Here is a 10,837-nt window from a genome sequence, read left to right as displayed (position 1 = left end):
TCATTATGTTAATTAAAAAATAATATAAAATGATTTTATTTAGATCAATATTTAATTATTATTAATAAATTTCCAACCTATACGATCCAGAAAATAAGAACGTTTAATAATATAAAAGTCACCGATGGAAATTGAGAGTATTCTACTGAAGCAAAGAGATTTTTTCAAAACACAGCAAACCAAAAGCCTTGCTTTCCGGAAAATGTATCTTGAAAAGCTTAAAAACCTTATTATTTCTCATGAGAATATGCTGTATGAGGCTATTAACAAGGATTTTGGAAAATCAAAATTTGATACCTTCACCACCGAATTGTCTTTTATTCTGAATGATATCAATTATTATCTTAAGAACTTAAAATCCCTTTCAAAGCCTAAAAAAGTCAGAACCAATCTTGTCAACCAATTGGGAAGCAGTAAAATTTACGCTGACCCGCTTGGCTGTGTACTCGTCATCGGAGCCTGGAATTATCCTTATCAGCTGTCACTTTCTCCCATTATTGCGGCAATGGCTGCCGGAAACTGCTGTATCCTGAAGCCTAGTGAAATAGCAGAGAATACAATGAAAGCAATGGCAGCAATCATCAATGAAAACTTTCCGCCTGAATATCTGTATGTATATGAAGGAGGTATTGAGGAGACAACCGCACTTTTAAAACTAAGGTTTGATAAAATATTCTTTACCGGAAGTACAAAAGTCGGAAAGATTGTTTACAAGGCAGCTGCAGAGCACCTAACTTCTGTAACCCTGGAACTTGGCGGAAAATCTCCGGCTATTGTCACTAAAAATGCCAATCTCGAAATAGCAGCCAAAAGAATTGTGTGGGGCAAATTTATCAATGCCGGACAAACGTGTGTAGCTCCAGATTATCTGTTAGTGGAAGAAACTATTCAGGAACAGTTTCTTGAGATGTTGAGAAAATATATCAAAGAGTTTCAATATGAGCCTGGTTCTGAACAATACACAAGAATTATCAACCAAAGGAATTTCCAGCGCCTTATACATCTTATCAATAAAGAAAAAATCTATTCAGGAGGAAATTTTGATGAAGAAAAACTCTATATAGAACCCACTATTCTAAATCATATAGACTGGAATGATGACATTATGCAGGAAGAGATTTTTGGACCGCTCCTACCTGTCATCAGTTTTCAAAATTACAATGCAGCTCTTAATTCTGTTCTAGAACTTGAAAAACCGCTGGCCGCTTATCTTTTTACTAATGATTCGGAAGAAAAAGAAAACTTCACCCGTAAATTGTCGTTCGGAGGAGGCTGTATCAATGATACCGTGATGCATTTAAGCAATGATCATCTTCCTTTTGGAGGCGTAGGAAATTCAGGAATAGGAAATTATCATGGGAAATATGGTTTTGAAACCTTTTCACACCCAAAAGCAGTTCTTGAAAAAGTAACCTGGGGAGAACCGGATATCAAATATCCGCCTTATTCAGAGAAAAAATTAAGCTGGATTAAAAAGCTATTATAATTTGTACGGATTAGTATTTTTATACCCTTATACTAACCAGAAAATAAAAAAACTGCCTCATTTCTGAAGCAGTTTTATATTTTTATCCTTTCTTTGGGGCCCAGGTAGTAAAGAATTCTTTTACTTTTTCTTTACTGTACCCTTTTCCTTCTTCCAGAACATCACTTTGCTGAACCTTAATCATTTTCCCATCTTTATCCAAAACGATAAAAACCGGGTAACCAAATTTTTCGCCCGGATTTCCATACTGGGCAAAAACCTTTTCATTCTTATTGTCCGGAGAAAAGTTCAGGTGGTAGTATACATAATTCTTATCTACTAATTCCTTCAGTTCAGGAGTAGTCTGTACGTAATTATTAAAACGAAGACACCAGATACACCAGTTTCCACCAGCCTGGATCATCACATTCTTTCCTTCTTTCTTAGCCTGGGCAACCAGTTTATTAATATCAGCCTGAGCATCAGCTTTTGGGTCATAAGGTTTAAGAAGCTTAGCCTTTTCTTCGGCTGCCTTTTTCTGAGCTTCTAATTTAGCCTCCTCTGCAGGCACTGTAAGAGCTGTTTTTTGTTTTCCTTTTTCGGGCGAATTTTTTGCATTTTGCGAAAAAGCAAAAGTACTTAATCCCAGGAAAGCGAATATTATCAATTTTTTCATAATATAAAAGTAAAAAAAAATAACATATATCCTTTAGCAAAAATAGAACCATAATTTTATTATCACTAAATTTGCGTGTTTTATGAATTTTCTAATCAAAATATTATTCCTGATCTCAAAGCTTCCGCTGAAAATACTCTATGTTTTTTCGGATGTTATCTTCTTCCTGAATTATTATATTGTGGGATACAGAAAAGAGGTTATTACTCAAAACCTTAGAAACTCTTTTCCGGATAAATCTGAAGAAGAAATTAAAAAGATCCGAAAGAAATTCTACCTTAATTTTTCAGATTATCTGGTAGAAACGATTAAATCTTTCAGCATTTCGGAAACAGAATCCAGAGTGAGAATGCAGCACATCAATCAGCATTTATTTCACGAAGCTAAAGCGGAAGGAAAAAATATTATTCTTTTGGCAGGTCATGTTTTCAATTGGGAATGGATCAATGCACTGGCAAGAATTATTCCTCAGGCGCACTGTCATCCGGTCTACAGAAAAGTAAACAGTGATTTCTGGGAAAATCAGATGAAGAAAGTCCGGAACAAATTTGGAAACGAAGCATTGGAAGCCAATGAGGTTATTCTGAATATTTTCAGATCTAAAAACAACGGTGACTCAGCTTATATGTTTGTCGCTGATCAAACGCCTCACCATGCTCATGTCACTTACGGATTAGAATTTCTGAATCAACGTACTCCTGCTTTCATAGGTTATGACAGGCTTGCCACAAGAATGGATCTTGTATTCATCTATTGTGAAATGAAAAAAGTAAAACGCGGTTATTATCAGGTTAATTATCACAGAATATATCCGGATGGTGAAAAGTTTACAGAAAATGAGGTCGTGAGAAAATTTCATAAATTATTGGAAAACACTTTACACAAATATCCTGACAATTACCTTTGGTCACACAGAAAATGGAAATATCAGGACTCTATCAAAAACTTTGATTCCGAAAAAAAATAGGTTGACATGCAGAAAAAACTGGCAGTTGCCATCTTAAACTGGAACGGCAGAAACTGGCTTGAGAAATTTCTTCCGGGTGTGGTTCAATTTTCTCAGAATGCGGACATCTATGTGATAGACAATCTTTCTACGGATGATTCTGTTGAGTTTCTACAAAAGAATTTTCCCACAGTACATATTATTAAAAATGATCAGAACTATGGGTTTGCAGGCGGCTATAATGAAGGATTAAAATCCATCAGACATGAATATTACTGTCTTCTAAATTCCGACGTAGAAGTTACTGAAAACTGGACAGAACCTGTGTTGGAATTGTTAGAAAACAATCCTGCTATATCCGCAATACAGCCCAAAATTTTATCTTTTCATAACAGAAGTTATTTCGAATTTGCCGGAGCTGCCGGCGGATTGATAGATAATCTTGGGTATCCGTACTGTAGAGGAAGGGTTTTTGATGATCTGGAAGAAGATAAAGGCCAGTATAACGATGAAACAGAGATCTTCTGGGCATCAGGATGCTGTTTTTTCATCCGCTCAAAAGATTTTTGGGAGCAGAATGGTTTTGATGCCAGATTTTTTGCTCACCAGGAGGAAATTGACCTTTGCTGGAGGCTTATTAATTCAGGAAAAAAGATTTATTATACAGGAAACTCCAAAGTTTATCATGTAGGTGGTGGAACACTCAACAAGCAGAGTGCACAGAAGACTTATTTAAACATGAGAAATAATCTTTCCATGATGCTTAAAAACCTTCCCTTTCCACAGGTAATTTTGATAATTTTAATCAGACTATGCTTAGATGGCATCGCCGGAGTGTATTTTGGAATTAAGTATGGCATTCCCCATCTGTGGGCTGTATTGAGAGCTCACTTTGCGTTTTATAGTCACATTCCGGGAACTTGGAAACTTCGTCAAAGCCATCAGAAGAAGGATTTTTATCAATCAAAATGGCTGATTTTCAAGCATTTTTTAGGTGGAAGATGAGAGGTTATAGGTTGCAGGTCATAGAAATCAGGGATTAGGGATTGGTTGAAAATTACGACTTTCTTACCTATCATGAACTAAGGATTTATTAAGTAAAAATTTATAACTTTAATTAACCTTAAACCTTAAACCTTAAACTTTAAACTTTGAACCTTAAACTTTGAACCTTAAACCAGAGAGCCAGCAATAAAAAACAACCCGCAACCCGCAACAAATTATAATTTTAAAACAATGGATTTCTGTGCAATAGATTTTGAAACGGCAACACACGAAAAAAGTTCAGCGTGTGAGATGGGGATTTGTATCGTACAGGATTCTAAAATTGTAGAAACAAAGACCTGGCTGATCAAACCTCCGAGTTTTCCCTATTTCAGTAAATTCAACATTGCGGTGCACGGTATTCAACCTGAAGATGTAAAAGATGCTCCTACCTTTGATGAAATATGGTATGAAGCTCAGGATATGATGTACGGAAGTCTCATGATTGCTCATAATGCAGGCTTTGACGCCTCTGTTTTAAGGGGATGTCTGGAGCATTACGGAATGTTTACTCCCAAACTGAACTATCTTTGCAGTATTCAGCTTGCCAAGAAATCATGGAATTATCTTCCTAAATATGGACTGAAGCCACTAGCTGAATATCATCAAATTGATTTTACGCATCACAGAGCAGGAGCTGATGCGGAAGTATGTGCCAAAATATCTTTACTGGCATTTGAAAAACTCTTCCTCACCAGTAATGATGAAGTAAATGAGTATATGAAAGCAAAAATTAAAAAGCTTTAGTTATCTTAACAAATAGAACCCGGGTTCTTTGTAAAAACCTGTACTTTCTGACAGGACATCTGTTATTAATTACTCAACACTTCAGACAAAAGATTGAATTTTGGAATATCAATTTCAAAAGTTTCCTGTGTCTCCATGTTTTTAACCAGGTATTTCCCGCTCATATTCCCTACTCCGGAACGAAGCATCACATTGGAAAAATAAGCAAAATTTTCATTGGTTCCTATCTCGGGAGTCAATCCGATCACTCCGTCGCCTATAATTTCTGTGTATCCGAATCCGACATCAAAAATCAACCATTTTCTTTTCAATACTTTGATAGGAAAGCTTCCGTCATTTTCTATCGTGATATTATATTTAAAAACGTAACGGTTTTCGGATGGATAACTGTTTTTACTATCATATTCAGGTATTACTGAAACTTTGATATTGGAAGTCATTTTTGAAAACATCATGTAGTATTTTCTTAATAAATACAAAAATCTCGCCTTTTTTAAGGCGAGATCATATATTATGTTATAATTTTATTAAAAACTATAATCCAAGGCCTTTTCTTTCGTCACCACCCATTAGAATTTCAACAGGGTTGTCGATACCTTCTTTTACCGCTACAAGGAATCCTACAGATTCTTTACCATCGATAATTCTGTGGTCATAAGACATGGCTACATACATCATTGGTCTGATTACTACCTGTCCGTCAACAGCAACCGGTCTCTGGATAATGTTGTGCATTCCTAAGATTGCAGATTGCGGAGGGTTGATGATTGGTGTAGACATCATAGATCCGAAAGTACCACCGTTTGTAATGGTGAAAGTACCACCAGTCATTTCATCAACTGTAATTTTACCGTCTCTTACTTTAGTAGCAAGATCTTTGATGTTGGCTTCAACAGCGCTGAAAGACATGTTTTCTGCATTTCTCAATACAGGAACCATTAATCCTTTAGGACCTGAAACCGCAATTGAGATATCGCAGAAATCATAGTTTACTTTGAAATCTCCATCGATAGATGCGTTTACATCAGGATACATTTGTAATGCTCTTGTAACAGCCTTTGTGAAGAAAGACATGAAACCAAGTCCCACTCCGTGTTTCTGAGCAAATTCTTCTTTATATAGTTTTCTCAATCTGAAGATTTCAGACATGTCAACTTCGTTGAAAGTAGTTAACATCGCTGTTTCATTCTTCACAGAAACTAATCTCTGAGCGATTTTTCTTCTTAAAACTGAAAGTTTAGTAGTTGTAGTAGATCTTGAACCTGTTGCAGTAAGAGGGCTTCCTCCCAATGCAGGTACTGCTGCTAATTCAGCATCAGTTTTAGTAATTCTTCCGTCTCTTCCTGTTCCTGAAACCTGAGCAGCATCCATTCCTTTTTCATCAAGGATTTTCTTAGCAGCCGGAGATGGAGCTCCTGTTGCATAAGTTTGTGGTGCAGCTACCGGAGCAGCAGGTTTTGGAGCTTCCTGTTTAGCAGGTTCAGCAGCTTTCGGAGCTTCTTCCTGTTTTGGAGCTTCAGCAGCAGGTGCAGCACCTTCCGGCTTTTTAGCATCCATATCAATTAAACAAACTACCTGACCTACTTGTACCACATCACCTTCTTCTGCTTTTAAAGTGATAACACCACTTTGTTCTGCTGGCAATTCAAGAGTTGCTTTATCTGAATCCACTTCGGCGATAGGTTGATCTTTTTCTACATAATCACCATCTTTTACAAGCCAAGTTGCAATTTCAACTTCTGTAATTGATTCGCCCGGTGAAGGAACTTTCATTTCTAAAACTGACATATCGAGTATTTTTTATTTTTTAATTGATTATTATTTAAATTAAGCTGTAACGGGTCTTTTTGCAGGAGCATCATCTCTGTCGAAAACTCTGTTGATCACTGCATTTTGGTTTTTCTCAAACATTTTGTGGCTACCTGGAGCCGGAGCACCGCTTGGTACCGGAGCAACTACCTGGATTCCTGTATCTCTGAAGTTTCTCAGGATATAAGACCATGCCCCCATGTTTTCAGGTTCTTCCTGAGCCCACACCAGTTGTTTTCTGTTTTCATATTTGTTGAAGATGGCTTCAATAGCATCTGTCTGAAGCGGATATAACTGCTCGAATCTTACCAAAGCAATGTTTTCACAGTTCAGTTCTTCTTTCTTCGCCAATAATTCGAAGTACAGTTTACCTGAACAAAGAACTAATTTCTCTACTTTTTTAGGATCTGCAGCAGGATCGTCTAATACCGGCTGGAATGCACCGTTTGCAAAATCTTCAAGCGGAGAAACCACTTTAGGGTGTCTCAACAGAGATTTAGGGCTCATTACGATCAATGGCTTTCTGAATGACCATTTCAACTGTCTTCTCAATAAGTGGAAATAGTTGGCAGGTGAAGTAATATTGGCTACTACCATATTTTCGTTAGCACAAAGAGTAAGGAATCTCTCCAATCTTGCTGAAGAGTGCTCTGCTCCCTGACCTTCTGAACCGTGAGGCAATAACATTACCAATCCGTCCTGGATTTTCCATTTTTCTTCTGCAGCTGCCAGATACTGGTCAACAATAATCTGAGCACCGTTCACGAAATCTCCGAACTGAGCTTCCCAGATGGTTAATGTATTTGGAGAAGCCATTGCATATCCGTAGTCGAAACCAAGTACACCATATTCTGAAAGGTGAGAGTTGAATACATCAAATCTGTTTTCAGAAACGTGTCTTAACGGGATATATTCTTCTTCCGTATCTTCTGTTTTTACTACAGCATGTCTGTGAGAGAATGTACCTCTTTCCACATCTTCTCCGGAGATTCTTACATTGTGACCTTCTACAAGAAGTGTTGCATAGGCTAACCACTCTCCTAACGCCCAGTCTAATGAGTTGGCCTCAATAGCTTTGATACGGTTTTCAAAAAGTCTTGTAATTTTATTGATAAACTTTTTGTCTGCCGGAAGTGTAGACATTTTAAGTGCCAGTTCTTTCAGTTTTGCCAGATCATATTTTGTATCTACCGGTGACTGAACTGCTCCTTTCTTGCCAATTGGATAATTTACCCAATCTTCAGCCATGAACACATCCATAACGTTTTTCTCAATCTCTTTTGAAGCATCAAAATCTTTATCCAGCAGCGCTTTGAATTCCGTTTCCATTTTAGCGATTACATCGTTTGAAGTAATGCTGTCCTTAAGCAATTTATCTTTATAAATTTCTCTTGGATTCGGGTGTTTTGAAATGGTTTTATATAGGTTAGGCTGAGTAAATCTTGGCTCATCCCCTTCGTTGTGACCGTATTTTCTGTATCCTAAAAGGTCGATATAAACGTCTTTTCCGAATTTCGCTCTGAAATCAGCAGCAAAATGGATGGCATGAACAACCGCTTCAGCATCGTCAGCATTGACGTGCATTACAGGAGATTCTGTAACTTTCGCAATGTCTGTACAGTATGTTGAAGATCTTGCGTCCATATAATTGGTTGTAAATGAAACCTGGTTATTGACAACGATATGAACAGTACCTCCTGTTCTGTATCCTTCCAGCGTCATCATCTGAGCAACCTCGTAAGCAATTCCCTGTCCTGCAATAGCTCCGTCACCGTGGATGATGATTGGCAATACTTTAGAATAATCTTTGTATTTGTCATCTACTTTTGCACGGCAGATACCTTCTACAAGGGCAGCAACCGTTTCAAGGTGAGACGGGTTCGGAGTAAGGTTGATGGACACTTCTTCTCCTGAAGCTGTTTTGATCTTTTTAGATGATCCTAAGTGATATTTAACGTCACCTGAAAATACATCTTCTTCAAATTCTTTTCCTTCAAATTCTGAGAAAATCTGCTTGTAAGATTTTCCGAAAATGTTGGTAAGGACATTCAGTCTTCCTCTGTGAGCCATTCCTAATACCACTTCATCTACTCCTAACTGAGAAGATCTTGAGATCAGCTGATCTAAAGCAGGGATTAATGTTTCGCCTCCTTCTAATGAGAATCTTTTTTGTCCTACAAATTTTGTATGAAGGTAGTTTTCAAAAGCTACCGCCTGATTTAATTTTAATAAAATTTCTGTTTTTTCGTTGGCAGAAAGACTTGGGTGGTTTTCATTTACCTGAAGCCATCTTTTGATGAAATCTTTTTCTTCAACGTTGTTGATGTGCATGTATTCTACCCCGATAGAATCACAGTAGATGTTTTCAAGGTGCTTGATAAGGTCTGCCAGCGTAGCAGGCTCTTTCATTCCTGTTTCAACCGCACAGTTGAATTTTGTATTTAAATCTTCTTTAGAAAGACCGAAATTTTCGATGTCTAAAGTTGGGGTATAGTGTCTTCTTTCTCTAACAGGGTTAGTCTTTGTAAAAAGGTGTCCTCTTGTTCTGTAAGCCTCGATAAGGTTTACTACTTTAAATTCTTTCTTGATGTGCTCAGGAACTTCTCCGTTGGATACTGCCTGAGAAATCTGTTGCTGAACTGCCGGGGCAGCATTGGCTGAAGCCTGAATAAATTGAGTGTTATCGTCATCTCCGTAGTTCTCCAAAGCAAAATCGAAGCCTTGAAAGAAAGCTTTCCATGATGGTTCAAGAGAGTCCGGGAATTTTAAGTACTGTTGGTATAAATCCTCAATTAACTGAGAATGAGCTGCGTTTAGGAATGAAAATCTGTCCATTATTACAGTTTATCTATTTATTAAAATTTATTTGTAGAATTAATCTTCAAATTTAATAAAAAAAACCGAGTTAGAACAGTCTGAGACCGTTAAAAAAACTTAAGAAAAAATAAATTAAAAAAAAATTACTTATACACTGATAATGAGAGCTTAACATTCACCTCCTGACCTTCCATAGGACGTTCAATAAAGGTCTGGCAGATATCTCCGAAGCGCATCTCGTCTTTTTTAGCTTTCTGAATGAGCTGCTGAATGGCCCGAATTCGCCCCTCGTAGTTCCCTTTGTAGTAAATTACATAATTTTGAGACGGATTTACGGACCTAAAATTGAAATTGTTATCAGACACTCCGATTTTCTTGGAAAGTGGAATTCCGAGGAAATAAGAAACCTCTTTATCTTTGTAATTATCGGCGTCAGTGATCAGGATCGGGTACCCGAATTCATCATCTCTTTTCCCGAGATCCATTGTCACAAAATTATAGACTTTGTTATAATTTATGACGATATTTTTGTAAAGAGCATCTTTCTTGTTTGAAGTACTTACATTAATTCCCAACAACAGCTTGTCTTCTTCATTTTCCACCATTAGACTATCATATTTGATAGCCGCCATCTGGTTATCTTTTTCTACTTTATTTCCTAAAGAATTTTTAAGATTCACCATACTTTTGTTGATATTTTCAGCAAAACGGTCTTCAGTCCAGAAGTTTTGCACTCTTCTCCAGACCGCTAATTTGGGGGTGTGGACATACCAGATAATTTTTGTTTTTTCTGCAGAAACTGGTTTGAATTTAACGTCAACCAATGTCGGATTTTCGTTTTCATCTTCAAAAAGCTGGTATTTCAATGTTTTATTGAGGTTTTCATACCTGATGAACATTTCTCCGCCGGTATCATTTTTAGGGTCTGCATAGCTGATGGCACTTCCCTGCCCTTCGTAAGGCGTATAATAATCAATGTCTATAGACGGTGAGCTGGTAAAAAAATTATTCCATCTTGTAAAATTCTGAAGATTATTAAACTGGGCAAAAACCTTATCTACAGGATAATCGATCTCTTTTTCAATCGTAAAGTTTTTACTTTCGTCCACAAAATAATACATGGAAGCAGCATAAGCTCCTCCCAAAAGGATAATAATTACAGCTAAGATTTTAAAAATACGCATCGCACAAAAATAATACAAATATAAAGAGTGACCAATATGCTGATCACTCTGATTATATGTTTAACAATAATTAACCTTGTTATAGGCTGGAAGCGGGGTGCAGGAAGCTGGAAGTTACTATTGTGCAGATCATTACTATTTTTTTTGAT

Annotated in this window: 9 protein-coding genes; 4 read left to right on the top strand and 5 right to left on the bottom strand. The window is 37.0% G+C overall.

The window, feature by feature from the left end:
* Positions 1–124 precede the first annotated feature (124 nt).
* Entirely contained in the window at positions 125–1,486 is a 1,362-nt protein-coding gene (locus tag LIV57_RS22610) for an aldehyde dehydrogenase (RefSeq protein WP_227944414.1), read from the top strand.
* Positions 1,487–1,568: 82 nt separating this feature from the next.
* Here the strand turns inward: LIV57_RS22610 and LIV57_RS22605 are convergent, their stop codons facing one another.
* Positions 1,569–2,141, bottom strand: a complete 573-nt coding sequence (locus LIV57_RS22605; protein WP_227944413.1) for a thioredoxin family protein — start codon at positions 2,139–2,141, stop codon at positions 1,569–1,571.
* An 82-nt stretch (positions 2,142–2,223) separates the two neighbouring features.
* Here LIV57_RS22605 and LIV57_RS22600 point away from each other — a divergent pair, with 82 nt between their 5' ends.
* The 3 genes from LIV57_RS22600 (at position 2,224) to LIV57_RS22590 (ending at position 4,878) form a co-directional block, all read left to right on the top strand.
* Entirely contained in the window at positions 2,224–3,108 is an 885-nt protein-coding gene (locus LIV57_RS22600) for a lysophospholipid acyltransferase family protein (RefSeq protein WP_227944412.1), read from the top strand.
* A gap of 6 nt (positions 3,109–3,114) precedes the next feature.
* A complete protein-coding gene (locus LIV57_RS22595) occupies positions 3,115–4,092 on the top strand; it encodes a glycosyltransferase family 2 protein (RefSeq protein WP_227944411.1) in 978 nt (325 codons plus the stop codon).
* A gap of 231 nt (positions 4,093–4,323) precedes the next feature.
* Positions 4,324–4,878 (top strand): 3'-5' exonuclease, encoded by a 555-nt coding sequence (locus LIV57_RS22590; protein ID WP_227944410.1) that lies wholly within the window; start codon positions 4,324–4,326, stop codon positions 4,876–4,878.
* Positions 4,879–4,943: 65 nt separating this feature from the next.
* On the opposite strand, the gene apaG is transcribed toward LIV57_RS22590, so the two are convergent.
* The 4 genes from apaG to LIV57_RS22570 form a co-directional block, all read right to left on the bottom strand.
* Positions 4,944–5,333, bottom strand: a complete 390-nt coding sequence (apaG, locus tag LIV57_RS22585) for a Co2+/Mg2+ efflux protein ApaG (protein ID WP_062675055.1) — start codon at positions 5,331–5,333, stop codon at positions 4,944–4,946.
* Positions 5,334–5,412: 79 nt separating this feature from the next.
* Positions 5,413–6,666 (bottom strand): 2-oxoglutarate dehydrogenase complex dihydrolipoyllysine-residue succinyltransferase, encoded by a 1,254-nt coding sequence (odhB, locus tag LIV57_RS22580; RefSeq protein ID WP_110010291.1) that lies wholly within the window; start codon positions 6,664–6,666, stop codon positions 5,413–5,415.
* Positions 6,667–6,705: 39 nt separating this feature from the next.
* On the bottom strand, positions 6,706–9,522 hold the full coding sequence (locus LIV57_RS22575) for a 2-oxoglutarate dehydrogenase E1 component (protein ID WP_227944409.1): 2,817 nt from the start codon (positions 9,520–9,522) through the stop codon (positions 6,706–6,708).
* 125 nt (positions 9,523–9,647) lie between these two features.
* Positions 9,648–10,688, bottom strand: a complete 1,041-nt coding sequence (locus tag LIV57_RS22570) for an SRPBCC domain-containing protein (RefSeq protein WP_227944408.1) — start codon at positions 10,686–10,688, stop codon at positions 9,648–9,650.
* Positions 10,689–10,837 lie beyond the last annotated feature (149 nt).

This window comes from Chryseobacterium sp. X308, assembly GCF_020733145.1.
In the GTDB taxonomy this organism is placed as follows: Bacteria; Bacteroidota; Bacteroidia; order Flavobacteriales; family Weeksellaceae; genus Chryseobacterium; species Chryseobacterium cupriresistens.
The sequence above is the reverse complement of the archived record's forward strand: the minus strand, read 5'-3'. Positions and strand labels throughout refer to the sequence as shown.

Coding starts and splice junctions, on each gene's coding strand:
- LIV57_RS22605 (WP_227944413.1), bottom strand. CDS start 2,141: ATGAAAAAATTGATAATATTCGCTTTCCTGGGATTAAGTACTTTTGCT.
- LIV57_RS22600 (WP_227944412.1), top strand. CDS start 2,224: ATGAATTTTCTAATCAAAATATTATTCCTGATCTCAAAGCTTCCGCTG.
- apaG (WP_062675055.1), bottom strand. CDS start 5,333: ATGATGTTTTCAAAAATGACTTCCAATATCAAAGTTTCAGTAATACCT.
- LIV57_RS22570 (WP_227944408.1), bottom strand. CDS start 10,688: ATGCGTATTTTTAAAATCTTAGCTGTAATTATTATCCTTTTGGGAGGA.
- odhB (WP_110010291.1), bottom strand. CDS start 6,666: ATGTCAGTTTTAGAAATGAAAGTTCCTTCACCGGGCGAATCAATTACA.
- LIV57_RS22610 (WP_227944414.1), top strand. CDS start 125: ATGGAAATTGAGAGTATTCTACTGAAGCAAAGAGATTTTTTCAAAACA.
- LIV57_RS22595 (WP_227944411.1), top strand. CDS start 3,115: ATGCAGAAAAAACTGGCAGTTGCCATCTTAAACTGGAACGGCAGAAAC.
- LIV57_RS22575 (WP_227944409.1), bottom strand. CDS start 9,522: ATGGACAGATTTTCATTCCTAAACGCAGCTCATTCTCAGTTAATTGAG.
- LIV57_RS22590 (WP_227944410.1), top strand. CDS start 4,324: ATGGATTTCTGTGCAATAGATTTTGAAACGGCAACACACGAAAAAAGT.